The 22,882-nt window shown below is 62.3% G+C and carries 21 protein-coding genes; 14 read left to right on the top strand and 7 right to left on the bottom strand.

Features of this window, described 5'->3' with window-relative positions; all coding sequences use genetic code 11:
* Positions 1 to 37: 37 nt before the first annotated feature.
* Together JF539_RS26000 and JF539_RS25995 are read right to left on the bottom strand one after the other, a co-directional pair.
* Entirely contained in the window at positions 38 to 2,719 is a 2,682-nt protein-coding gene (locus tag JF539_RS26000) for a glycosyltransferase (protein ID WP_207144104.1), read from the bottom strand.
* Positions 2,709 to 4,205 carry a DUF6212 domain-containing protein gene (locus JF539_RS25995; protein WP_419247704.1) on the bottom strand — a complete coding sequence of 499 codons (1,497 nt, stop codon included), beginning with the start codon at positions 4,203 to 4,205 and terminating at the stop codon, positions 2,709 to 2,711. The genes JF539_RS26000 and JF539_RS25995 overlap by 11 nt, the downstream gene beginning before the upstream one ends.
* A gap of 450 nt (positions 4,206 to 4,655) precedes the next feature.
* Between JF539_RS25995 and JF539_RS25990 the strand changes: the two genes are divergently transcribed.
* The 11 genes from JF539_RS25990 to JF539_RS25940 all read left to right on the top strand — a co-directional run bounded on the left by JF539_RS25990 (position 4,656) and on the right by JF539_RS25940 (position 14,877).
* Positions 4,656 to 5,525 (top strand): PaaX family transcriptional regulator C-terminal domain-containing protein, encoded by an 870-nt coding sequence (locus JF539_RS25990; protein WP_207144100.1) that lies wholly within the window; start codon positions 4,656 to 4,658, stop codon positions 5,523 to 5,525.
* A gap of 151 nt (positions 5,526 to 5,676) precedes the next feature.
* Positions 5,677 to 6,882: a 3-oxoadipyl-CoA thiolase gene (gene pcaF / locus JF539_RS25985; protein WP_207144097.1), complete on the top strand. Its 1,206-nt coding sequence runs from the start codon at positions 5,677 to 5,679 to the stop codon at positions 6,880 to 6,882.
* 118 nt (positions 6,883 to 7,000) lie between these two features.
* Positions 7,001 to 7,999 (top strand): 1,2-phenylacetyl-CoA epoxidase subunit PaaA, encoded by a 999-nt coding sequence (paaA, locus tag JF539_RS25980; RefSeq protein ID WP_207144095.1) that lies wholly within the window; start codon positions 7,001 to 7,003, stop codon positions 7,997 to 7,999.
* Between the two features lie 35 nt (positions 8,000 to 8,034).
* Positions 8,035 to 8,322, top strand: a complete 288-nt coding sequence (gene paaB, locus JF539_RS25975; protein WP_040450973.1) for a 1,2-phenylacetyl-CoA epoxidase subunit PaaB — start codon at positions 8,035 to 8,037, stop codon at positions 8,320 to 8,322.
* Positions 8,322 to 9,143: a 1,2-phenylacetyl-CoA epoxidase subunit PaaC gene (gene paaC / locus JF539_RS25970; RefSeq protein ID WP_207144094.1), complete on the top strand. Its 822-nt coding sequence runs from the start codon at positions 8,322 to 8,324 to the stop codon at positions 9,141 to 9,143. The genes paaB and paaC overlap by 1 nt, the downstream gene beginning before the upstream one ends.
* Positions 9,144 to 9,153: 10 nt before the next feature.
* Positions 9,154 to 9,675, top strand: a complete 522-nt coding sequence (paaD, locus tag JF539_RS25965) for a 1,2-phenylacetyl-CoA epoxidase subunit PaaD (protein WP_207144092.1) — start codon at positions 9,154 to 9,156, stop codon at positions 9,673 to 9,675.
* A gap of 23 nt (positions 9,676 to 9,698) precedes the next feature.
* The gene (gene paaE, locus JF539_RS25960; RefSeq protein ID WP_207144090.1) at positions 9,699 to 10,778 is read left to right on the top strand and encodes a 1,2-phenylacetyl-CoA epoxidase subunit PaaE; all 1,080 of its coding nucleotides are present in this window, start codon (positions 9,699 to 9,701) and stop codon (positions 10,776 to 10,778) included.
* Positions 10,768 to 11,547: a Phenylacetic acid catabolic protein gene (locus tag JF539_RS25955; protein ID WP_207144088.1), complete on the top strand. Its 780-nt coding sequence runs from the start codon at positions 10,768 to 10,770 to the stop codon at positions 11,545 to 11,547. Before paaE ends, JF539_RS25955 begins: the two co-directional genes overlap by 11 nt.
* A gap of 35 nt (positions 11,548 to 11,582) precedes the next feature.
* Positions 11,583 to 13,637: a phenylacetic acid degradation bifunctional protein PaaZ gene (gene paaZ, locus JF539_RS25950; protein WP_207144236.1), complete on the top strand. Its 2,055-nt coding sequence runs from the start codon at positions 11,583 to 11,585 to the stop codon at positions 13,635 to 13,637.
* 521 nt (positions 13,638 to 14,158) lie between these two features.
* Positions 14,159 to 14,383, top strand: coding sequence for a hypothetical protein (locus tag JF539_RS25945; RefSeq protein ID WP_207144086.1), 225 nt, complete (start codon positions 14,159 to 14,161; stop codon positions 14,381 to 14,383).
* Positions 14,384 to 14,655: 272 nt separating this feature from the next.
* Entirely contained in the window at positions 14,656 to 14,877 is a 222-nt protein-coding gene (locus JF539_RS25940) for a hypothetical protein (protein ID WP_207144084.1), read from the top strand.
* 147 nt (positions 14,878 to 15,024) lie between these two features.
* Here the strand turns inward: JF539_RS25940 and JF539_RS25935 are convergent, their stop codons facing one another.
* A complete protein-coding gene (locus JF539_RS25935; protein ID WP_207144082.1) occupies positions 15,025 to 15,864 on the bottom strand; it encodes a PhzF family phenazine biosynthesis protein in 840 nt (279 codons plus the stop codon).
* 122 nt (positions 15,865 to 15,986) lie between these two features.
* On the opposite strand from JF539_RS25935, the gene JF539_RS25930 reads away from it, so the two are divergent.
* On the top strand, positions 15,987 to 16,442 hold the full coding sequence (locus JF539_RS25930) for an Lrp/AsnC family transcriptional regulator (protein WP_207144080.1): 456 nt from the start codon (positions 15,987 to 15,989) through the stop codon (positions 16,440 to 16,442).
* Positions 16,443 to 16,507: 65 nt separating this feature from the next.
* Here the strand turns inward: JF539_RS25930 and JF539_RS25925 are convergent, their stop codons facing one another.
* From JF539_RS25925 to paaG, 4 genes are all read right to left on the bottom strand, one after another.
* Complete coding sequence (locus tag JF539_RS25925; RefSeq protein ID WP_207144077.1) at positions 16,508 to 17,107, bottom strand: TetR/AcrR family transcriptional regulator; 600 nt, start codon at positions 17,105 to 17,107, stop codon at positions 16,508 to 16,510.
* 174 nt (positions 17,108 to 17,281) lie between these two features.
* Complete coding sequence (gene paaK / locus JF539_RS25920) at positions 17,282 to 18,592, bottom strand: phenylacetate--CoA ligase PaaK (protein ID WP_207144075.1); 1,311 nt, start codon at positions 18,590 to 18,592, stop codon at positions 17,282 to 17,284.
* 23 nt (positions 18,593 to 18,615) lie between these two features.
* Positions 18,616 to 19,074 (bottom strand): hydroxyphenylacetyl-CoA thioesterase PaaI, encoded by a 459-nt coding sequence (gene paaI, locus JF539_RS25915; protein ID WP_209017607.1) that lies wholly within the window; start codon positions 19,072 to 19,074, stop codon positions 18,616 to 18,618.
* A gap of 1 nt (position 19,075) precedes the next feature.
* Positions 19,076 to 19,870: a 2-(1,2-epoxy-1,2-dihydrophenyl)acetyl-CoA isomerase PaaG gene (gene paaG / locus JF539_RS25910; protein ID WP_207144073.1), complete on the bottom strand. Its 795-nt coding sequence runs from the start codon at positions 19,868 to 19,870 to the stop codon at positions 19,076 to 19,078.
* Between the two features lie 123 nt (positions 19,871 to 19,993).
* Between paaG and paaN the strand changes: the two genes are divergently transcribed.
* Positions 19,994 to 21,643: a phenylacetic acid degradation protein PaaN gene (gene paaN / locus JF539_RS25905; RefSeq protein ID WP_207144072.1), complete on the top strand. Its 1,650-nt coding sequence runs from the start codon at positions 19,994 to 19,996 to the stop codon at positions 21,641 to 21,643.
* 45 nt (positions 21,644 to 21,688) lie between these two features.
* A complete protein-coding gene (locus JF539_RS25900) occupies positions 21,689 to 22,828 on the top strand; it encodes an ABC transporter substrate-binding protein (RefSeq protein ID WP_207144070.1) in 1,140 nt (379 codons plus the stop codon).
* The last annotated feature ends 54 nt before the right edge of the window (positions 22,829 to 22,882 follow it).

Raw genomic sequence — 22,882 nt, 5'->3', positions numbered from 1 at the left:
AATGGTAACCTTTCTGCTTGTTTCACCCTGAAAAGATTCACTCCGCGGCTGCAACGTCGCGGTATGTGATTTCATGACGGCCGGGCGCCGCCGGGCGTGCCGCCGCCGAATTGGCTGCCGTTTCGTCGCACCAGCCTATGAACTCGGCGAACGAACTCGACCAGGACCGCTGGGCCGCCGATCTCAGACAGCCTTCCACAAGCGGTGCCAGCCTCGAGCGGTCGGTGGCGACCGCCTCCACGACGTTGACCAGCTCGCTGACGACCTCGGCATCGGTCGGGACATCAATCAGAATGCCGTCTTCCCAGTTCGTGATCAGTTCGCCGACCGCGCCGACCGCCGTCGCGATCGGAACGCAGCCGAGCTGCTGGGCCTCGGTTATCATCAGGGGCGCGCCTTCCCAACGCGACGGCATCACGAGAATGTCGGCCCATCCCAGGGCCTTGATAAGGTCGTTGCTGGCGAACACGGGAGGCTGCACGGTGACGTCCTGTTCGCGAAGCCGGTCGGCCCAGGACACGTTGGAATCCGCGAGAATTTCTCCCCCGATCGCAAGCGCCTCGAAGGGCGTGCCGCGGGCCCGCAGCCGGCCGAGGGCCGCGGTCAGGCGGTCGATGCCTTTCTGCCGGTCGAGCCGCCCCATGTAGAGCAGTCTCAGCGGGCGGTCCCTGCCGTCTTCTCGGCGTTTGGACACGACCTCGGAAAGCACTTTCGGCGGCACGGTGAAACTGGCGCCGTTGGGGACGGCGAAGGTCTTTTCGAACGGCACGCCGAAACTGTGCAGGTAGGTCTTGAGCTGTTCCGAACAGGTCAGGAACGCATCGTAGCAATGCTCATGCGCGATGGCGGCGTAGGGCTGGCCGGCCGGCCGTTGGAACACCGTGCTGTCGATGACATGGAGATAACAGGCGGTGCGCGAGCCTTCCGAACGCAGCCGGGAGATCAGCGGATGGACCGCCATCACGTGATTGTTGATGATGAGATCGAAGCCCGACAGCAGCCCTTTCAGGGGTTGCCAGTCCATCGGATGATCCTCGGCGATGAAGTCCTGACCGACAAACAGGCCGGAGCCGCCCCAGGCGGGAATGCCCTCGTTCCAGAAGTGGATATAGTCGAAACTCGTGTTGAATTCGTCGATCACGTCCATGCGCGCGTTGCCAAGCACAAAGAGGTGGGTTTCGTAACCCGACGCCTTCAGTTCCCGGGCCGCGGCATAGATGACTTTCTCCGCACCGCCGAAGGAGGCATTCGGCACCAGAAGGGCGACGGTTCTCTTGCCCTGCTCGTTGTGGCCGAGCGGCAGAACCGGTGACCCTCCCAGCTCTCTGCGCATGGCCCTGAAAAGCTCCGAATAGGGCATGAGCCGCATTGGGCGCCAGGTCCAGCGCCTGTCGGCCATCCGGCGCAAGGAGCTTTTTGCAACCGCGTTGAAGCAGCTCAGGATGATCTGCTGAGGCGGGATGAGGGCGCGGCGCGGGACCTTTTTCGGGTAGGGGAAACGCACGTTCAACACGGCGACCGTGGGCCAGATCTGATCGTTTCCGATGGTTGAGAACCAGTCCAGGGCATCGTTGTTGATGACGTCACGCATCAGCGAGGTGGACAGAAAGATCAGGTCCGCCGGCGGCACGTTCTGCGCGCCGGCCTCGTAAATCGTCGACTTGAGCTCCCGTTGCTTTCCGTCGTTGCTCAGATGCACGAAGACAACATTGGCCTTCTCGCTCAGGACCTCAAGATGGGTAAGGATGCCGGGCAGCATATGAGAACTGCGCAGGAGTTCCAGCGTCGCCCCGCTGCCGGCCATGACGAAGGGCGGAAAGTGGACATTGTCCGGTTCGCCGACGCTGGCCCAGAACTCCGCGACGAGTTCGTCGAGACGTATCGACTTGCCAGGTTTGATCGGGTCGGAGAAACACGACAGCGAGGAATCCTCCGTCCGCATGAACAGGTAGCGGGGGCATTCTTCGTGTTCGAAATCCACCAGTGTCGGCCGCTGGTAGAGCGACTTGTGGCGTTTTTTCAAAAAGCTTTCGGAGGCGGCGCGGTCCCGGTTGGCTTCCTTGAACCGGCTTTCCGCCCGCAAGCGGTATTCGAAAGTGGTGTCGTGGCACGGCTTGCCGACGAAGCCGTGTTCGATGCACGACAGCCAGAATTCCCAGTCCTCGAAGCCGTTTTGCCGGTCGTCGTTGAAGCGCACACCGGCCTGAAACACCTCGATGGCGATCATCGAGCCGGTGTCGCAGATATTGTCGGTGATGCAGTGAACCAGCCGGGAGTAGCGATTGCCGTAGTGGGAGCGCCAGCTGACCGAGAACGTGTCGATATTCGTGTAGACCCACCCGCAGTCGCTGGACACCAGTGTCCGGTAGAGGGTTTCGATCGTGGTCGGCAGGACCCGGTTGTCCGCATCCAGGAAATACACGGCCCGCGCTTCGGGAAGCTCCTCCAGCACGAAGTCGATGGCCCGGTTGCGCGCGCCGCCCGGTCCCGCGTTTTCCCCGAAAATGACGTGGATCGAAGGGTAGGCGGCGGAGAAGAGGAGAAGCTGCTCGAAGGTTTCCTGCCGGATGTCACCGTCGACCGAAACCACGATCGCGATACGGCAACCGGACGGTTTCGACGACAGGACGGATTGAATGGCTTCCATGGCGAGGGCCGCATGGCCGTAGAGCGGCATCGCAACCGCGATAAGGTCGGTCTGCGCTTCGCTACTGGACATGAACGTCCCCAGTTCCCGCCGCCGCCGGAGATTGCCTGACGATCCGGAAGCCCGAGACCTTCAGCCAGGAGAAATCCACCGAGTCGCCGACCGCGCGGCTGAGGATCATCAGGTCCATGGGGCCGCCCAGCGGTTCGTCGAGCTGCATGTTGATGCTGATCGGGCTCTCCGGACCGACTTCGCGCCAGCCGGAGAACATGGCGGTGGGGAAGGCCGGTTCGCTGCGTTCGATTTCCTCGACCTTCGACCGAGGGTCCGTGTTGGCGGGAGCGAGCAAAAAACTGACGGCCGCCGGCGCACCCTCCGGATGATCGATGATCGCATTCGCCGAAAGCGACGTTGTCCCTGCTTCCACGGCGCCGCTGATCGCGCCCGCGGTGATACCGCTCGGCAGCGGATGGCAAACCAGGGCGTGCTCGTGCTCGAGAAAGCTGATGGTTTCGAAGTCGGGAACGATGGAACTCACCGAAACGTCGATGACCTGCTTCAGCAGATCCACCGGCAGGTGATAGTTCTGTACGCGGGGGGTGCCCTGCGTCGATGTCGGCGCGATCATGTTGGGCGCGAGAGTCGGAGCAACGCCTGGAACGCCGGTGTAGACCCGAAAGGCCAGTGGACGTAAGTCGAGATCGGGATGTTCCACGTTCGATCGGGTCGTGTATCGCTCGCTGGCGATCGGGTAGCCAAGGGACAGACCGATGGTCTCGGTGCCCGATGTGGAGACACGAAGCCGCAATGTTCTCGCCGCACCTCCGCAGGCGCGCGGCAGGGAGAAGTAGTTCCAGCCGGTCACGAGGTTCTTGTAGTCGACGGTCCATTCCGCGACGGTCTCCTCGCTTTCGACGTAACTGAGCGTCACGGAGAGTGCGCCGCCGTCCTTCGGAACCGAGCTCAGGTGGAGCGCGATGCCGGCCACGCCGAGGCTCGACACCGGGAGCAGCTGGTCGATGAAACCGCTGGCGAGCAATTGGCCGATGCCTTCGTCTTTCGGATCGACATAGGGGTCGTGAACGAAGGTTTCGGCCAGGGGCTCCCAGTTGCGGGCCTGAAAGGCATCCTCCAGCGCCCGATAGTTTTCCAGAAGCGCTTCGCGTTCGCGCCGCAAAAGGGCGAGTTCGGCGGTGAAGGACGCCGAAAACGACGCCACCCGCCCGACACCGCCGTCAAGCAGGGCGCGCATGAGTTCGAACGCCTTTTCGCTCTTGCCGGCTTCGAGCCTGAGGACTTCAACCTCGGGGACGGTTCTAAGCTGTCTGATCGACGAGAGGATGGTCTTGAGGGAGGCCTCGCTTTCCTTCGAGAAAGCAACGGCAAGGAGGGGGAAGGTATTCCTGAGAACAGGGATGCCGGTTGATCCGGGTTCAAGGTATCGAACCAGATGCTCGATCGAACTCCCTGCAAGTGCTTCCCTGTCCTGTTCGGACGCTAATACCAGCTTTCGGCCAGCTGGCAACTGCCATGGTGCTAAAGACATCTCGTCTTGCATTGCCTCTTTAAAGCTTTGGAAGATTCTGCCGTGGATCGCCCCGCGTTTACACCGGCCGCATCAGGTAGGGTTCTACTGGGAGCGGTTGATGTGATCTGCCTCATCGAAACAAAAACGCCTTTAAATTACAGCAATTATTAAAATTTGCTGCACTTATTCCTGAGCTGTACGGATATCATGAAAACATCATCATGTAACCACCAATCGGAAAAATAAAAACCAGCAAATATACAAGTAAATTCGAACTATTATTGATTTACTTGTTTCTTTGCGGCCTAAAAATCTTCTCGATCCGGTGCGTTTCGCGCCTGCCTTTTGACCTGGCGGACGGAGGCGCGGCGTGCCCCGGGACACGCTTCGGGATTTGGGTCCGGGGCAATTGCACTACGTTTTTTCCGGAAATGAGGCTAAGTTGTCATGTGTTGAATTCAGTTGGGGAAGGGCTGGCGCATGAGGGCGGCCGCGGTTGACGATGTTGTGGAGACTGTTCTGTCGCCGGATGTGCCGAGAGCGCCGGTCTTTATCGTCACGATCTATGGTGATGTCGTCGAACCGCGCGGCGGTACGCTGTGGATGGGCGATCTTGTGTCCTGCTGTGCGGTCCAGGGCATCAGCGAAAGCCTCGTGCGCACAGCCGTCTCCCGGCTGGTCGCGGGCGGAAAGCTGCTTGGCGAACGGATCGGACGCAAGAGCTATTATCGTCTGACGGATGAGGCGCAATCGGAATTCCGGGCGGCGGCCCGCATCCTTTATGCCCCGCCACCGCCGGCGAGCGGTTGGCTCATGGCCCTCCGGACGCCCGATCCGCTACCGGAAGGATGGGTCTCGACGGGGCAGGGAGGCGCGATGGCTCCAAACCGGGACGACATTCCCAAGGTGGGCGGTCCGGTGCTGGCCGCCGAACCCGTCTCTGACCCCGGTGGACTACGGACCTATGCGGCGGAACGCTGGGACCTGGCTGCGGTTGCCGCCAGATACCGGGCCTTCCTCACCCGCTTCGAAGCGCTTGGAAGCCTGCTGTCCAGAGACGCGGGCGGGTGCGGGATGAGCGGGGAGCAGGCGCTCGCGCTGCGCCTGCAACTGGTCCATCATTACAGGCTGGCCGCGCTGAAGGACCCACGCCTGCCCCGTGCCGCCTGGCCGGAAGACTGGCCTGCCGAAGACGCAAGGCGTCTTTTCGTGACCTGCTATCTGGCCCTGACAGGCGCGGCGGACGACTTTGTCGGACGCATGTTTCACGATGAGAAGGGCCTGTTGCCGCCCGAAACCGAAGCGACCGTGCTTCGATTGAATCGTCTGCGGCGCGAAGCGACCGTGTAACGATCTGAAATAAATAGGGAATTTTTGCCAGCCGCGAAAGCATCACGTTTTTATGTAAAAAATGGTTTTATGCGTGATGTATTGATGCTATAAGACTGACCGAGCGGTCGGTAAATGATGGTCGGCCGGGAGGATAAATCGGGAGGACTTCATGACGGACGCCTTTATCTGTGACGCGGTGCGAACGCCAATCGGACGCTATGGCGGAGCCCTGTCGCAGGTGCGTGCGGACGATCTCGCGGCGAGACCCATCGAGGCGCTGATCGAACGGAATCCGAACGCGGATTGGGAAGCCGTCTGCGACGTCATCCTCGGATGCGCCAATCAGGCCGGCGAAGACAATCGCAACGTGGCGCGAATGGCGGTCCTGCTGTCGGGTCTTCCGGTTTCCGTGCCCGGCACCACGGTCAATCGCCTCTGCGGGTCCGGAATGGATGCCATCGGCCTGGCGGCGCGCTCGATCAAGGCAGGCGACGCCGACCTGATGATCGCCGGCGGCGTCGAAAGCATGAGCCGCGCGCCTTTTGTTGTTGCCAAGGCAACGTCGGCGTTCTCCCGCAATGCGGAAATGTACGACACCACCATCGGCTGGCGTTTCAAGAACAAGAGGCTGGACAAGGCTTTCGGCACCCATTCGATGCCGGAAACGGCGGATAATGTCGCCGAAGACTACAAGATTTCCAGGGAAGACCAGGATCGGTTCGCTGCTGAAAGCCAGCGCCGTTGGGATGCCGCGCAAAAGGCGGGCATCTTCAAGGACGAGATCGTTGCGGTCACCATTCCGCAGCGCAAGGGCGATCCCCTTGTGGTTGACACGGACGAGCACCCCCGTCCGGGCACGGGCGTGGAAGCGCTCGCAAAACTTCGCGGCGTGAATGCGCCGGATCTGACGGTTACCGCGGGCAATGCCTCCGGTGTCAACGACGGGGCCGCGGCCGCGATTGTCGCTTCGGAAGCCGCCGCGCAGGCGAACGGCCTGACGCCGAAGGCGCGCATCGTCGCCATGGCGGCGGCCGGCGTGCCGCCGCGGGTGATGGGCATCGGTCCTGTTCCGGCGACGCGGAAGGTTCTTCAGCGGGCGGGTCTCGAGTTGGGCCAGATGGACGTGATCGAGCTGAACGAAGCCTTTGCGTCCCAGTCTCTGGCGGTTTTGCGCGAACTCGGTCTGCCCGAGGATGCGCCGCACGTGAATGCCAATGGCGGCGCGATCGCGATCGGTCACCCGCTCGGCATGTCGGGAGCGCGGCTGGTTCTGCACGCCGCCTATCAGTTGCAACGCACCGGCGGACGCTACGGCCTTTGCACCATGTGCGTCGGCGTCGGGCAGGGCATCGCCCTTATCCTTGAGCGGGTGTAGCCTGAAAGTGGCGGGCTGTGGGGGCAGAGCCCGCTGGGTCGAATGACATAGGCGGACGCCTGAAGGTCAAGTGCCGGACCGAAGACCAGACCGGGCCGGCGGAATTGGAGGAAGTTTCATGTATGCGCAGCTCGTGAAATCGGATGCTATCAAGTCCCGCGAAGACATGTCGCCCGAGGAAAGGGCCTTTCAGGACCGTGTCGATGCCGGCGAAAAGATCGAACCCAAGGACTGGATGCCGGAAGGCTACCGCAAGACCCTGGTGCGCCAGATCGGCCAGCACGCCCATTCGGAAATCGTCGGTCAGCTGCCGGAAGGCAACTGGATCACCCGCGCGCCGACGCTGGAGCGCAAGGCCATCCTGCTTGCCAAGGTGCAGGACGAGGCCGGTCACGGGCTCTATCTCTACTCAGCGGCCGAGACGCTGGGCGTCTCCCGTGACGAGCTTCTTGAAAAGCTCCATTCGGGCAAGATGAAATACAGCTCCATCTTCAATTATCCGACCCTGAACTGGGCGGACATGGGCGCGGTCGGCTGGCTCGTGGACGGGGCGGCGATCATGAACCAGGTGCCGCTGCAGCGCACTTCCTACGGCCCCTACAGCCGCGCCATGATCCGCATCTGCAAGGAAGAGAGCTTTCACCAGCGCCAGGGCTATTCGATCATGATGAAAATGGCCTTCGGCACGCCGGAACAAAAGGAAATGGCTCAGGACGCGATGAACCGCTTCTGGTATCCGGCGCTGATGATGTTCGGACCGTCCGACAAGGATTCCGTCCATTCCGCCCAGTCCATGGCCTGGAAGATCAAGATCAACACCAATGACGAACTGCGCCAGAAATTCGTCAACGAGACGGTGCCCCAGGCGGAATATCTGGGCCTCACGATTCCGGACGAGAACCTTGCCTGGAACGAGGAAAAGCAGGGGTACGATTTCTCCGAGCCGGACTGGTCGGAGTTCTTCGAAGTGATCAAGGGCAACGGCCCGTGCAACCGCGAACGGCTCGGCGACCGGGTCAAGGCCTGGGAAGACGGCGCGTGGTTCCGCGACGGGTTGAACGCCTATGCAGAAAGGGCTGCCGAACGCCGCCGGGCGGCTTCCGTGGCCGCCGAATAATCCGAAGATATCAAGGTTTCGAGGGAGGACCTGTCATGTCCAAGAAAGAATGGCCGCTTTGGGAGGTTTTTATCCGTGGGCAACACGGACTGAACCACCGTCACGTCGGCAGCCTGCATGCACCCGACGCGGAAATGGCTATCAACCATGCCCGCGACGTCTACACCCGCCGCAAGGAGGGTGTCTCGATCTGGGTGGTGCCGTCCAAGGAGATCACCGCGTCGAGCCCGTCTGAAAAGGGCCCGCTGTTCGATCCGGCGGAAAGCAAGACCTATCGTCATCCGACCTTTTTCGACATTCCCGAAGAAGTGGGGAAAATGTGATGGCTGCGCTCGAAACGGCTGCAACATCCGTTCCCGAGGATTCCTTCGTTTCGGATGCCTCGCTTCGGCCCGCGTTTTTCGAATGGCTCTGCCGGATGGGAGACAACGCGCTGATCCTCGGTCACCGCACCTCCGAATGGTGCGGTCACGGTCCGGTTCTGGAAGAGGACATCGCGCTCGCCAACACGGCCCTGGACCTGATCGGCCACACCCAGATGTGGCTGGGTCTTGCCGGCGAGGTCGAGGGTGAAGGCCGGGACGCCGACAAGCTCGCCTATCTGCGCGACGCCATGAAATTCCGCAATCTTCTGCTGGTGGAGCTGCCGAAAGGCGACATGGCGGTGACGATGATGCGCGAATTCCTGTTCGACGCCTTTCACTATCACCTGCTCACGTGGCTCGCTGACAACTCAAAGAGCCCGCGCGTTGCCGAAATCGCCGCCAAGGCGCTGAAGGAAGTCAGCTATCACCTGGACCGCGCCTCCGATCTGGTGGTTCGCCTGGGCGACGGGACCGAGGAAAGCCACCGCCGCATGCAGGACGCGCTCGATCTCCTTTGGGCCTATTCCGGCGAGATGTTTGTGGGTGACGAGGTCGATGCGGCCATGACGCAGGCCGGTATCGCACCGGATCTCGAAAGCCTGCGCGGAGAGTGGGAAACCACCGTGCGCGACGTGCTGAAGGAAGCCACGCTGGCCATGCCCGCGGAAGCCGGCTTCGTCCACAAGGGCGGCAAGCAGGGCCGGCATACCGAGCATCTCGGTTTCATCCTCGCGGAAATGCAGTTCCTGCAGCGCGCCTATCCCGGCGCGAGCTGGTAGGGCGAAAGCAATGTCCACCACGCTTCATCCGGCACCGGACGAGGTCTGGGACTGGTTGTCCGAGGTTCCGGATCCGGAAATTCCGGTCGTCTCGGTCACCGAGCTCGGCATCGTTCGCGACGTCAGCTACGACGGCGATACGCTCGTCGTGGCCGTGACGCCGACCTATTCGGGCTGCCCGGCCACGGCGGTCATCGACATGATGATCGAGGACAAGCTGCGCGAGAAGGGCCTGGACAACCTGCGCCTTGAACGCCGCCTGTCGCCGCCTTGGTCGACGGACTGGGTGACCGAAGAGGCGCGCGAGAAGCTGAAACAGTTCGGCATCGCGCCGCCGGTCGACGGCACCGCGTCCACCGGCATGAGCGCCAAGGCGGCGCGCCTGTCCGGGGAAAGCGGCCTCACGGTTGCCTGCCCGCGCTGCGGCTCGAAAAACACGGAACGGGTCAGCCAGTTCGGCTCGACGCCCTGCAAGGCCGCCTGGCGCTGCAAGGACTGCCTCGAACCATTCGATTATTTCAAGTGCATCTGACCTCTGGGAGGAGGGTTTCGCCCATGGCACGATTTCATTCTCTGGAAGTAACCGACATCCGCCGGGACACCCGCGATGCGGTGGTGGTCACCCTGAAGCCGGAGGACGACGCCGATGCGCCGGCCTTCGATTTTACCCAGGGCCAGTATCTGACCTTTCGCCGCGATTTCGACGGGGAGGAACTGCGCCGGTCCTACTCGATCTGCGCCGGCAAGGACGAGGGCTGCCTCAAGGTCGGCATCAAGCGGGTCGAAGGCGGCGCGTTCTCGACCTGGGCGAACGAAGACCTGAAGGTCGGCGACCGGCTGGAGGCGATGACGCCGATGGGCCGCTTCTTCACCGAACTTGAGCCGACAAGCGCTAAAACCTATCTGGGCTTTGCCGGCGGCTCCGGGATCACCCCTGTCCTGTCCATCATCAAGACCGTTCTTGCCCGCGAACCGCAGAGCACCTTCACGCTGATCTACGCCAACCGGCAGACCAGTTCGATCATGTTCCGCGAAGAGCTTGAGGACCTGAAGAACGCCTATCTCGGCCGGTTCTCGCTGATCCATATCCTGGAAACGGAATCGCAGGACATCGAGCTTTTCACCGGGCGCATCGACGCGGAGAAGATGGACATGCTGTTCCGTCTCTGGGTTGACGCGGAGGAGGTCGACACGGCTTTCATCTGCGGTCCGGAACCGATGATGCTGACCATCGCCGACAGTCTGCGCCGGCATGGCCTCAACGACGACCAGATCCGCTTCGAGCTCTTCGCTTCGTCCCAACCCGGCCGGGCCAAGGCCCGCGCCACGTCCAGCGCTGTTTCGGCGGCCGCCGGAACCTGCGAGATCTCGGTCACACTCGACGGCACCACGCGCAACTTCCAGATGGAAAAGGACGGAACCTCGGTTCTGGACGCCGCGATCGCCAACGCCATGGACGCGCCTTATTCCTGCAAGGCGGGGGTGTGTTCCACGTGCCGCGCGAAGGTGATCGAGGGCGAGGTGGAAATGGAAGTGAACCACGCGCTGGAGGACTACGAAGTCCGGGCCGGCTACGTGCTTTCCTGCCAGTGCCTTCCTGTCTCAGACAAGGTGGTGATCAGCTATGACGAATGAAGCGGTTATCCAGGACGACGAGATCATGCCGCTCGCCGATTATCTGGAGCAGGGCGGCAAGCTCACATCTCCGGACAACGTACCGGCCCGCTACCGGGGCGAGTTGCTCCGCCTGATGTCGTCCTTCGTCGACAGCGAGCTGGCCGGTTCCGCCGGTTTCGCCGATGCCATCAACTGGGCGCCGGGCCTGAAGGAGCGCGCGGCCGCGAGCCGGATCACGCTGGAAAAGGTCGGTCATGCCGAACGGGTCCTTGACCTGATGAGCGATTTCGGCACCGACAAGGCGCTTTACAACAAGGCGCACAGCTGGGCCGCGCGCCTGCCGCGCGAAAGCCATGTCGACCCGAAACGCCAGGGCGGCGACATGCGTCTTTCGGTGTTTCACTACCCGCTGGAAAACTGGACCGACGCGGTGGTCATGAACGCGCTGATGGGGTTGGCGACAGTGCACCAGCTCGAAGAGCAGTGCCGGATATCCTACCAGCCGCTTGGCGAGGCCTTCCGCGAGATCCTGCCGCGCGAAAAGCAGCACATGGAAATGGCTCTGGAAGGCCTCGAAGGACTTGTTGGCGACGCCGGCGCCAAAGAGCAGGCCCGGGCCTCCGTGGACTACTGGATGCCGCGCGTGGCGGAAACTTTCGGCCCGGCCAGATCGGCCCGTTTCGAGCGGCTTAAGGCTATGGGTCTGCGTCATGCCGACAACGAAACCTTGCGGACGGCCTGGAAGGCCGACGCCGAAGCGCGGCTTTCCGAACTCGGACTCGCGTAAAACGCAAAAATAAAAAGGACAGGTCGATCATGGCAATGGGGACGACGGCGCGCCGTCTGGAAAGCTATCTCGAGGGCGCGTGGCGCCGGGGCGAGGGCGATGGCAGGCCGGTGCTGAATGCCGCGACCGGCGACATTCATGCCCTGATCGGCACCGAGGGGCTCGACTTCAAGGCGGCGCTGGAATGGGGACGCGCGAAAGGCGGTCCCGCCCTTCGTGCCATGACGATCCACGAACGCGCCCTGATGCTGAAGGAAGTCGGCCTGAAGCTCATGGACCTCAAGGAGGAATTCTACCTTGAGAACTTCGCGACCGGGGCGAGCCGCAAGGACGGCTGGGCCGACATCGACGGCGGGATCGGCACTCTTCTGACCTTCGCCTCCAAGGCACGCCGCGAGCTCCCCAACACGCGCGTGCTGACGGAAGGGCCGGTCGAAGCCCTGTCGCGGGACGGCTCCTTCGTCGCCCAGCATATCCTGACCCCGCTTCAGGGTGTGGCGGTGCACATCAACGCCTTCAATTTCCCGGTCTGGGGCATGCTGGAAAAGATCGCGCCGTCTCTGATCGGCGGCATGCCCTGCCTGGTCAAGCCCGCTTCCCAGACCGCCTACCTGACCGAGCTGGTCGTCCGCCGCATCCTGGAAACGGGCCTTCTGCCCGACGGCGCGCTGCAAATCGTCACCGGCTCTGCCGGTGACCTGCTCGAACATGTCATCGAACAGGACGTCGTGACCTTCACCGGTTCCGCGTCCACCGGCCAGATGCTGAAATCGAGCCCGGCGATCCTGAGAAATTCCGTGCGCTTCACCATGGAAGCCGACAGTCTCAACGCTTCGATCCTCGGCGCCGATGCGGCGCCCGGTACAGAGGAATTCGATCTCTTCGTCAAGGAAGCCCACCGTGAGATGACCGTCAAGGCCGGTCAGAAGTGCACCGCGATCCGCCGCATCATCGTGCCGAAGGCTCATCAGGACGCGGTCATCGAGGCCCTTTCCGCCAGACTTGCGCAGACACCGGTCGGCCTACCGGACGACGAAGCCGCGCGCATGGGCGCGCTGGTCTCGCTGAAGGACCGCGACGACGTTCGGGCAAAGGTTTCGGAGTTGGCCAAGGAGGCGGAGATCGTATCGGGATCTCTCGACGAGGTGCCGCTGGTGTCCGGCGACGCGGACAAGGGCGCCTTCATGGCGCCGGTGCTGCTGCATTGTTCAAACCCGATGCGGGCCGAGGCGGTCCATGCGGTGGAGGCCTTCGGCCCCGTTGCGACAGTGATGGCCTACGAGGACACCGGAGAGGCCGTGGCGCTTGCCCGCATGGGCCGGGGCTCCCTGGTGTCGTCCCTGTTCACCAACGACGGCGGCGTTGCCCAAGATGTCGTGACCGGTCTTGCTCCCTTCCACGGCCGTGTGCTGATCGGCAACCGCAAGTCCGCCAAAACGTCGACCGGCCACGGTTCGCCGCTGGCGCCCCTCGTTCACGGCGGTCCCGGGCGGGCCGGCGGCGGTGAGGAAATGGGCGGTATGCGCGGTGTGAAGCATTTCATGCAGCGCACCGCCGTGCAGGGAACGCCGGATCTGCTGTCCGCCGTCACTGGCCAATGGGTCGAGGGCGCGTCGGTCCGCGCCGACATTCACCCCTTCCGCAAGTCGCTCGCGGACTTGAGGATCGGCGATCAGATCGTCACCAGGACGCGCGAAGTGACCCTGGAAGATGTCGAGCATTTCGCCGAGTTCACGGGCGACACGTTCTATGCTCACATGGACAGCGACGCGGCCAGGGCGAACCCGTTCTTTGACGACCGGGTCGCCCATGGCTATCTGATCGCGTCCTTTGCCGCCGGTCTCTTCGTCGACCCGGAACCGGGCCCGGTTCTGGCGAACTACGGCGTCGACAACCTGCGCTTCCTGACGCCGGTCTATTTCGGCGACACGCTCAAGGTTCGGCTCACCTGCAAGGAGATCAACCCGCGTGAGAATGCCGGCCACGGTGAAGTCCGCTGGGACTGCCAGGTGACCAACCAGAAGGACGAGGTTGTCGCGCAATACGACGTGCTGACCATGGTGGCGAAGACCTGGCCGTTAGCAGGCTGACGATCGGGAAGGTCTTTGTTCCTTTATTTCTATCCGGTGTCGTCCCGTCAGTGCGCAGGCGCCTGATCGGGACGACCGCCTTTCCTCATCGATATATGCAGGTCTTGCCCCGGTCCGCTTATTGCTGTGAGGCGAAGACGCATCTCCGTCGCGTCCTGTCCGAGTGGAACAGGTTGAAAAACCGTTCATCGGTGGCGCGAAGGCGCGCTGTCAATCGAGCTCCTGCGAAATTTTGGAAGCTACCGATTTTCAACAGCGTGGCCTGCACGATAGTGACAGAATCTTCCGCAGCGGTAGGTGTTTCTGGAATCAACTAATGATTGAGTCATAACAATACGCATTAGGTAAAACTATCCTTAAATGTGTTTTGTGCACTATGTTTAAGCAGTATTTGACGAATTTTTCGGCGTTTTCCGGAGAAAATATTTGCCAGAAACTCGACGGGTTCGAATTTTACAGTACACTGGGTTTTGTTGCGCTGCACACCTCCCATGCGGCGTCGCACAAAAGGACCTGACCAAATGCTGTACACTGCCTATGTGGCCGTGTGCCTTGCATCGACACCGGTCCAGGACTGCAACAGGAACACCGCGCACGACTGGATGGTCGCGCCGGGCAAGGTTCAAAGCCTCTCCTATTGCATGGTCCGCGGACAGCAATACGCCGCCACATCCGGAATCGTGAAGGAAGGCGACATTGTGAAAGTCTACTGCAAGGCTCCCGACCAGTTCAGAACGGCCGGCTGACCGGCTCCTCCCATCTGAACGCACCCTTGAAATCCGGACGCTCCGAAAGGACCGTCCGGATTTTTCTTTGCCGTTGGCATTGGCGAGGAAGACGGCAGTTCAGGCCGACCACACTGGTTCTCGGTCTTGCTCCCTGTTCGGAGCAAAGACCTTTGTCCCTTTTGAGGATATGTATGCGTTGGGATCGACTTGCAGGAGTTTTGCTCTAAAATTGTCTTCTTGCGCGCGAACGTGAACCCGTGCGGCGCAAGTTTGAAAAAGGACAAGACCGCATGCTCTACACCGCCTATGTGGCCGTCTGTCTTGCAACCATGCCGGTTCAGGACTGCAATCGGGATACCGCAGTCGACTGGATGGTCGCGCCGGGACACTACGATCTTGCGCACTGCATGGTCCATGGCCAGAGGTTCGCTTCAACCTCCGGCATCGTGAGGGACGGCGATACGGTCAAGGTCTACTGCAAGGCTCCGGACCAGTTCAGATCCGCCGGGTGAGGCGGCGCTGCGTTTCTTCAACGCGTCAACGTTTGCGTAAATCACGGTATTCTCCACGTTTCGGCAGCGTTTTCGGCCCGCGCGAAAATATCACGGCAGAGGGAGAGAGAACCATTGGAACTCTCCCCATCTCACGCGCTTTGGCAATCATCCGATCGCTCGGGTCCGCCCGGAAACGCGCACCGGCGCGCCTTTGATGTCGTCGAGGGCCACCTTGATCAGGGAAGGGCTGCCCATGTCTTCGCCCTGGCGAATGGTGAATTGCCCGCCATGCGGCCAGCCGGTGTCGCGCAGGTATCCGGCGAAGGCCGCGGCTGCGGCCCCGGTCGCGGGATCTTCGAGCACGCCACCGGAAGCAAAGGCATTGCGAACGTCAAACGTCTGATTGCCTTCGATGAAGACCAGCATCACCGTGACAAGTCCATGTTTGCGCATGACGGCCCGGCCCCGGTCGAGATCGTAGGTCATGGCGGCGAGCCTTGAACGGTCCTTCAGGGGCAACACGATGTGGTCCGCGCCGCCGTGGATGCGTGCCGGCGCAAGCCGTTCGTCGAGATCCGCCTCCCTGAGATCGAACAGGGCCAGCACATCCTGGCGTTCGTCCGCCGATATGGCCTGGCTGCGGGTCGGAGGCGACTGCAGTGTCGCGACGATGCCGTCCGGCGCCTCTTCAGTGTCGACGGAGATCGACGCATTGTTGAGTTCGAGCGCGAATGTACCCGGTCCGCTTTGCCGTCCCAGGGCGGCTCCGAGAGCGATGGTCGCATGCCCGCAGAAGGGAACCTCGGACTCAGGTGAGAAATAGCGTACGCGCCAGGCCTTGCCGGTGTCGTCCTGTGCGACCGCGAAGGCGGTTTCGGAAAAGCCGACCTCGGCGGCGACGCGCGCCATGTCGTCTTCGTGTGCGGCCTCGTTGAGCAAGACCACCCCCGCCGGGTTGCCTCCCGTCGATCCCTGGCTGAAAGCTGCGATGCGTTGAATGTTCATGATAATCTCCTGTGCTTGTTTGACAGGATTTTAGGGACTGGCTACGTTTTCGTCCCGGCGATGGCGAATGCCGTTCTGCAAATATTCATTCACTTCGAAACTGTCGGACGGAATTTTCCTTCATGTCGAAAACGCTGGATCAGACCGACTGCCGGATCATCGAGATCCTCGAATCCGATGGCCGCCTGAGCCTCGCGGACATCGGGAAGATGGTCGATTTGTCCGGGCCGGCGGTCGGCGAGCGGCTTCGCACCTTGCGCGACCATGGATATATCTCGGGCTTCGGCGCCAGGGTGGATTTGCGCGCGCTCGGATACACCATCCAGGCGCTCGTCAGGATCAAGCCCCGCAGCGGACAGCTTCATGTCGTTGAAAGGATGATCGAGGAACAGCCCCGTTTCATGTCCTGCGACCGGGTAACGGGTGACGACTGTTATGTCGCGCGCCTGGCGCTCGCGGATGTCGCGGAACTGGACGACATACTGATCCCTTTTCACGAACGCGCCGAAACCCATACCTCGATCGTGAAGTCCTCGATCTTCGAAGGCCGGTTGCCGCCACTGCGTCCGGTGAAATGAAAGCCCCGTTACGAGAAGTCTGATGCGGGCGGTGCCGGTGGGGACAACGGGTTTCCCCCCCCCCCTCACTTCACCGCCTTCACGCCTTCCAGGATCAGCGTCGTCGCGACATTGGCGTAGTCGTCCCGTGAGATCAGGCCGCCTTCCTTGAACCACATGTAGACCCAGTTCATCATGCCGAAGAGCGACATGGTGACGGGCATCAGCAGTGGGCGGTCGGGATTGGCGAGTTGGGGGTGGATATCCTTCAGCGCCTTGGAGAAGTGCCGCACGATGCGGCGCTCGATGGCGACGATGTCGGCTTTCTGCGCGTCCGACAGCGCCGGGCCGGCGTTGAGCTGGACCTTGTGCTGGTCGTCGGCGCCGCGATAGTTGTCGAGCACCGTCAGCACCAGCGTCTTCAGGCGTTGGTGCGGCGGCAGGGACGGGTCGTCGGCCTTGTCCAGGGCTTCGTCCAGAATTGTCAGATGGGACTCGATGATCGCGAAGATCAGCGCGTCCTTGGACGGGTAATAGTGATAGAGCAGCGATTTCGAGACGCCCGCCTCCTGGGCGATCTGCGACATGGAGGCTTTTTCCATGCCCTGGGTCGCGAAGACGTTGGCCGCCGTGAGAAGCAGGCCGTGCCGCTTTTCCTCAAAATCGCTTGCGCGGGTTCTCGCCATGCGCTTTGAACTCCGTTTCTTGTCCGCTGCCCCGATCCGGCGCTTTTTAAACTTTACGTGAGGGAATGGCCAGAGGGCGAGTATCAGACGATTCTCGCCGCCCTCTCCGCGCCCGCCTCTGGAGAAAGCGGACGTGGGGAGCGGGCGGCCAAACCTCGGTCAAAAGCTCTCGGCTCAGTCCTTCGGCCGGTTGTCGACAACCCGCTTGGCCTTGCCGGCGGAGCGGTCGACGCCTTCCGGTTCGTGCACGTCGATCTTTGTGGAAATGCCGATGGTCGATTTGATGTGATGGGCAAGTTCCTTGGCCAGCGCTGCGCGGGCGTCGGAACTTGAGTGGGTCGGCATGGCCTCGGCATGGACGATCATGGCGTCCATCCGGCCGGAGCGCACCAGCTCGATCTGGAAATGAGCGGCGAGGCCCTCGCATTTCAGGATCAGTTCCTCGACCTGCGTCGGGAACACGTTGACGCCGCGCAGGATGATCATGTCGTCGCTGCGGCCGGTGATCTTCTCGATCCGGCGCATGGAGCGTGCCGTGCCCGGCAGGAGCCGTGTCAGGTCGCGGGTCCGGTAGCGGACCATCGGCAGGCCTTCCTTGGTAAGCGTGGTGAAGACCAGCTCACCCATTTCGCCATCCGGCAGGACTTCTTCCGTGACCGGGTCGATGATTTCCGGATAGAAGTGATCCTCCCAGAGGTGGAGACCGTCCTTGGTTTCAACGCATTCCTGGGCAACGCCGGGGCCCATGATTTCCGACAGGCCGTAAATGTCGACCGCGTGCATGTCGAAAGCCTGCTCGATTTCCAGACGCATGGCGTTGGTCCAGGGCTCCGCGCCGAAAATGCCGACCTTCAGCGACGACTGCCTCGGGTCGAGCCCACGGCGGCGGAATTCGTCCAGGATGGAAAGCATGTAGGACGGAGTCACCATGATGATGTCGGGCTTGAAATCCTCGATCAGCGTCACCTGGCGCTCGGTCATGCCGCCGGAAATCGGCACCACCGTGCAGCCGAGACGTTCGGCGCCGTAGTGGGCGCCGAGACCGCCGGTGAACAGGCCGTACCCGTAGGCATTGTGAAGGATGTGGCCCTTGCGGCCGCCGGCAGCGCGGATCGAGCGGGCGATCAGGTCCGACCATGTGGAAATGTCGTTGGCCGTGTAGCCGACCACGGTCGGCTTTCCGGTCGTTCCCGACGAGCCGTGGATGCGCACCAGCTCCTCGCGCGGGGTCGCGAACATGCCGAAGGGATAGGTGTCGCGCAGGTCCTGTTTCACCGTGAAGGGGAATTTGGCGATATCGGCGAGCGACTTGAAGTCGCCTGGGTGCGCGCCGTGCTCGTCGAAGCGTTTCCTGAAGAACGGCGAATTCTCGTAGGCATGGCTCAATGACCAGGCGAGGCGTTTTTGCTGGAGCGCGGAAATCTCGTCGCGGCTCGCGATCTCGACAGGGTCGAGGGTTGACCGGTCAGGGGTCAGGTCGATCATCTCTTGTCCTCCCTTGGCGTAACTTACGCCGGTGTGGTGTCGTCAGGCAAAAAAGTGCGGTTGATGGTTCGGGAATGGCCGCGAAACTCCGCAAGCACCGTCCCGTCCTCCCGTGTCACACGGATGTCGTAGATGCCGGAGCGTCCCTTGCGGGACACTTCGCGGGCGTCGGCCGTCAGCATGTCGCCCAGGCTGCCGGGCGCGATATAGGTGATCGAACAATGCTGCGCGACGGTCATCTGATTGTAGCTGTTGCAGGCGAAGGCAAAGGCGCTGTCGGCGAGCGCGAACAAGAAGCCGCCATGCATGTTGCCGTGGCCGTTGGTCATGTGTTCGGCGACCCGCATGGTAAGCACCGCCTTGCCGGGCTCGACCTTCAGGAGTTCGATGCCGAGGCCCTTGGAGGCCCGGTCGTCGTCCCACATCAGCTTGGCGCAGGCCTCAGCGAGTTCCTGCGGGCTCATCTCCGAAACGTTTTTCATGTCATTCTCCCTTGAAGACGGCAGCGCGTTTTTCAAGGAAAGCCGTGACGCCTTCCGCGTAGTCCTCCGTGTGACCGGCAATACGCTGGCAGTCCCGCTCCATATCGAGATGGCTGTCCAGATCCTGGGACGCGGCGGCCTGGATCAGCCGCTTCGTCAAGCCAAGTCCCACCGTCGGACCGGACGCCAGCTTTTCAGCGGTTTTTGTTGCCTCGCTCATGAGCGCGTCGTCGCCCACCGCCTTCCAGATCAGGCCCCAATCGGCGGCCTGGTCCGCCAACAGCGGTTCCGCCAGAAGCGTCAGCGCCTTGGCGCGGGGTTCGCCGACGATCCGGGCAAGCGACCAGCTTCCGCCGGCATCCGGAATCAGACCGATCTTGGAGAAGGCCTGGATGAACTTGGCGGATTTCGCCGCGAACACGATGTCGCAGGCAAAGGCGATATTGGCGCCGGCACCTGCCGCAACACCATTGACGGCGCAGACGATCGGTTTCTCCAGGTCGCGCATCAGGCGAAGCGTCGGATTGTAGAAGGTTTCCAGCGTGTGGCCCAGGTCCGGTTTTTCGCCGCCCTTGCGCGGGTCGCGGTCGCCCAGATCCTGTCCCGCGCAGAAGCCGCGGCCGGCACCCGTCAGCAGGATTGCACGGACAGACGTATCCTTGTGGGCCCGCTCGAGTTCGGCCCGCAGAGCCAGGTGCATGTCCTCGTTGAACGAGTTCAATTTGTCCGGACGGTTCAGCGTCAGCCGCAAAACGCCATTTTCGAGAACAGAGATAACTGTTTGATTATCCGTCATTAAATCCTCCCGGACACATTTTTCCTCGGGTGTCCCTGAAACAAGTTGTTGCATAAACCGTCCGGTCGGTCAATTATAAGAACCGCGCCGGCGACGTTTCGAGCGCATCTGGGAGGAGACTATATGCCTGAGCTGTTCGATCGTCATCGATCATTGCTGGACGACGCGTTGAGCGCGATCAGGACCCGTGAGTTCTGGACGCCGTTCCCCGAGTTGCCGTCCGGCAAGATCTACGGCGAAACCGCCCGCGACGACGGTGCGGCGGCCTTTGAAGCGCTGCTCGGCAAACCCTTCGCCATTCCGGGGCATCCTGAAGAGCGTCGCCTTGGCGCGGAGCGCTCTCCCTGGAGCCTCGATCTCGGACTGAGCTATCCGGCCGCCTCTCCCGGAGCCTTGATCGAAGCCTCCGAACAGGCGTTCGAGGCCTGGTCAGAAACCTCTGTGGAAACCCGCGTCGGCGTTCTTCTGGAGGCCCTTGTCCGGCTCAACAGACAAAGTTTCTTCATCGCCAACGCGACAGTCCACACCACTGGCCAGGCCTTTCCGATGGCCTTTCAGGCCGGCGGGCCGCATGCCCAGGACCGGGCGCTGGAAGCCGTCGCGGCAGCCTATGCAGAGATGACCTCCGTGGCCGGCGGCGCGACCTGGGAAAAGCCGCAGGGCAAGCAGCCGCCCATCGTTCTGGAAAAGCGCTGGGACCTCGTTCCGCGCGGCGTAGCGCTTACGATCGGATGCAACACCTTTCCTGCCTGGAACGGCTATCCGGGTCTTTTCGCCAGCCTTGCGACCGGCAACACCGTGATCGTGAAGCCCCATCCCATGGCCATCCTGCCCCTGGCGATCACCGTCAAGGTGCTGCGCGAGGTTTTGAGCGAACAGAACCTGCCCGAGGACGCGGTGCTGCTGGCTGTCGACGAACCGGAGGCGCCGGTGACGAAGGAGCTGGTGGAGGCTCCGGAAATCCGGATCGTCGATTATACCGGTTCGTCCGCCTTCGGCGGCTGGATCCGGGAGAATGCCGGCGATGCGCTCGTCTTCACCGAGGAAACCGGCGTCAATTCCGTGGTCATCACGGGCACGGACGCCTTCAAGGCCATGTGCGCCAATCTGGCCTTTTCCGTCTCGCTCTATTCGGGACAGATGTGCACGTCGCCCCAGAACATCTATGTCCCCAAGGGTGGCATTGAGACCGACCAGGGGCACAAGTCCTTCGACGAAGTGATTGCGGGAATCGCGGCGGCCGTCGACGATCTGACGGCGGATCCCAAGCAGGCGTCCGGCATCTGCGGGGCCATTGTCAATCCAGCGACGCTCGCGCGCCTCGATGCGGCCCGGTCCGCCGGGCGCGTGGTGCGCGAGAGTGCCGGGACCGGGGCCGGGCGGTCGGCGACGCCCCTGATCGTCGCGGTCGCGGAAGGCGCGGAGATCCACGAGGACGAATGTTTCGGTCCGGTGATCTTCGCGATTGCCACGGAGACCGCGAAGGATGCGATTGCCGAAGCCTCGGACCTCGCGCACCGCAAAGGCGCCATTACCGCGGCTCTCTATGCGACCGATCAGGCCCTGATCGGCCGGGCGGCGAAAGCCTTCGCGCGCGCAGGGGTCAATCTGTCGGTCAATCTCACCGGCAACATATACGTCAACCAGTCGGCGGCGTTTTCCGATTTTCACGTGACCGGAGCCAATCCGGCGGGAAACGCCAGCCTGACCGACACGGCATTTGTCGCGCCGCGGTTCCGGCGCGTCATGATCCGGTGGCCGAAATCCGCTTGAGGAAGGGCGGCCGGCCGTTTTTTGAACAGCAAGGGAGGAACCCCCATGAAAGTAACGACGACTGCACTGGCCACGCTGATGGCCCTCGGAATTGCGACCGCGGCACATGCGGAAATCAAGTTGGGCGCAAGCCTGTCGGCCTCCGGCGGCGCAGCGTTCCTGGGCGATCCGGAAGCCAAGACGCTCGAAATGCTGGTTGAGGAACTCAACGCCAAGGGCGGCATCAACGGCGAAAAGGTCGAGCTGGTGCTCTATGACGACGGCGGCGACCCGAACAAGGCTCGGACCTTCGCGACCCGCCTGGTCGAGGATGACGAGGTTTCCGCCATCATCGGCGGATCGACCACCGGAACCACCATGTCGATCCTCGCGGTGGCCGAGAGCGAGGGCATTCCGTTCATTTCGCTGGCCGGCGCGATCCAGATCATCGACCCTGTGCGCCAGTTCGTGTTCAAGACGCCGCACACCGACCGCATGGCCTGTGAAAAGATCTTCACCGACATGCAGAAGAACGGCATCACCAAGATCGGCATGATTTCCGGCACCGACGGCTTTGGCGCTTCCATGGAGGCCCAGTGCAAGGACGTGGCCGGCGGCTATGAAATCGAGATCGTGGCGCAGGAAACCTATGCGCCGCAGGACGCGGACATGACGCCGCAGCTCACCAAGATCAAGTCCACGGACGGCGTCCAGGCGATCCTGAACCCGGGCTTCGGCCAGGGCCCGGCCATCGTCACCCGTAACTACGCCCAGCTCGGCATCGACCTGCCGCTCTACCAGAGCCATGGGGTGGCCTCCGACGGATTCATCGAGCTGGCCGGGCCGGATGCAGCCGAAGGTGTCAGGCTGCCGGGCACGGCCCTTCTGATCGCCGACATCATCGAGGACGGCGATCCGCAGAAGGACGTCGTAAGCGCCTACAAGGCCGCTTACGAGGAAAAATACGGCGAAGACGTTTCCACCTTCGGCGGCTATGCGCACGATGCCTTCAAGCTGATGACCGGCGCCATCGAACGGGCCGGCAGCGACGATCCGGAAGAAATCCGCGACGCGCTCGAGGCCACGGATGGTCTTGTCGGCACCACCGGCACCTACACCTTCAGCGCAGACGATCACCTGGGCCTCGACCTCAGCGCCTTCCGGATGCTCGAAATCCGCGACGGCGAGTGGGTCTCGGTCGACTGATCGCGCAACTTCCGGCCGGGAGGGATCTCTCCCGGCCGCTTTCTCCGACAAGCA

The sequence above is a fragment of the Roseibium aggregatum genome (assembly GCF_017309185.1).
Classification (GTDB): domain Bacteria; phylum Pseudomonadota; class Alphaproteobacteria; order Rhizobiales; family Stappiaceae; genus Roseibium; species Roseibium aggregatum_B.
The sequence above is the reverse complement of the archived record's forward strand: the minus strand, read 5'-3'. Positions and strand labels throughout refer to the sequence as shown.

Bases quoted from the DNA above. Each gene is read 5' to 3' on its own strand.
- JF539_RS26000 (WP_207144104.1), bottom strand. From the start codon at position 2,719: ATGTCCAGTAGCGAAGCGCAGACCGACCTTATCGCGGTTGCGATGCCG.
- JF539_RS25995 (WP_419247704.1), bottom strand. From the start codon at position 4,205: ATGCAAGACGAGATGTCTTTAGCACCATGGCAGTTGCCAGCTGGCCGA.
- JF539_RS25990 (WP_207144100.1), top strand. From the start codon at position 4,656: ATGAGGGCGGCCGCGGTTGACGATGTTGTGGAGACTGTTCTGTCGCCG.
- pcaF (WP_207144097.1), top strand. From the start codon at position 5,677: ATGACGGACGCCTTTATCTGTGACGCGGTGCGAACGCCAATCGGACGC.
- paaA (WP_207144095.1), top strand. From the start codon at position 7,001: ATGTATGCGCAGCTCGTGAAATCGGATGCTATCAAGTCCCGCGAAGAC.
- paaB (WP_040450973.1), top strand. From the start codon at position 8,035: ATGTCCAAGAAAGAATGGCCGCTTTGGGAGGTTTTTATCCGTGGGCAA.
- paaC (WP_207144094.1), top strand. From the start codon at position 8,322: ATGGCTGCGCTCGAAACGGCTGCAACATCCGTTCCCGAGGATTCCTTC.
- paaD (WP_207144092.1), top strand. From the start codon at position 9,154: ATGTCCACCACGCTTCATCCGGCACCGGACGAGGTCTGGGACTGGTTG.
- paaE (WP_207144090.1), top strand. From the start codon at position 9,699: ATGGCACGATTTCATTCTCTGGAAGTAACCGACATCCGCCGGGACACC.
- JF539_RS25955 (WP_207144088.1), top strand. From the start codon at position 10,768: ATGACGAATGAAGCGGTTATCCAGGACGACGAGATCATGCCGCTCGCC.
- paaZ (WP_207144236.1), top strand. From the start codon at position 11,583: ATGGGGACGACGGCGCGCCGTCTGGAAAGCTATCTCGAGGGCGCGTGG.
- JF539_RS25945 (WP_207144086.1), top strand. From the start codon at position 14,159: ATGCTGTACACTGCCTATGTGGCCGTGTGCCTTGCATCGACACCGGTC.
- JF539_RS25940 (WP_207144084.1), top strand. From the start codon at position 14,656: ATGCTCTACACCGCCTATGTGGCCGTCTGTCTTGCAACCATGCCGGTT.
- JF539_RS25935 (WP_207144082.1), bottom strand. From the start codon at position 15,864: ATGAACATTCAACGCATCGCAGCTTTCAGCCAGGGATCGACGGGAGGC.
- JF539_RS25930 (WP_207144080.1), top strand. From the start codon at position 15,987: ATGTCGAAAACGCTGGATCAGACCGACTGCCGGATCATCGAGATCCTC.
- JF539_RS25925 (WP_207144077.1), bottom strand. From the start codon at position 17,107: ATGGCGAGAACCCGCGCAAGCGATTTTGAGGAAAAGCGGCACGGCCTG.
- paaK (WP_207144075.1), bottom strand. From the start codon at position 18,592: ATGATCGACCTGACCCCTGACCGGTCAACCCTCGACCCTGTCGAGATC.
- paaI (WP_209017607.1), bottom strand. From the start codon at position 19,074: ATGAAAAACGTTTCGGAGATGAGCCCGCAGGAACTCGCTGAGGCCTGC.
- paaG (WP_207144073.1), bottom strand. From the start codon at position 19,870: ATGACGGATAATCAAACAGTTATCTCTGTTCTCGAAAATGGCGTTTTG.
- paaN (WP_207144072.1), top strand. From the start codon at position 19,994: ATGCCTGAGCTGTTCGATCGTCATCGATCATTGCTGGACGACGCGTTG.
- JF539_RS25900 (WP_207144070.1), top strand. From the start codon at position 21,689: ATGAAAGTAACGACGACTGCACTGGCCACGCTGATGGCCCTCGGAATT.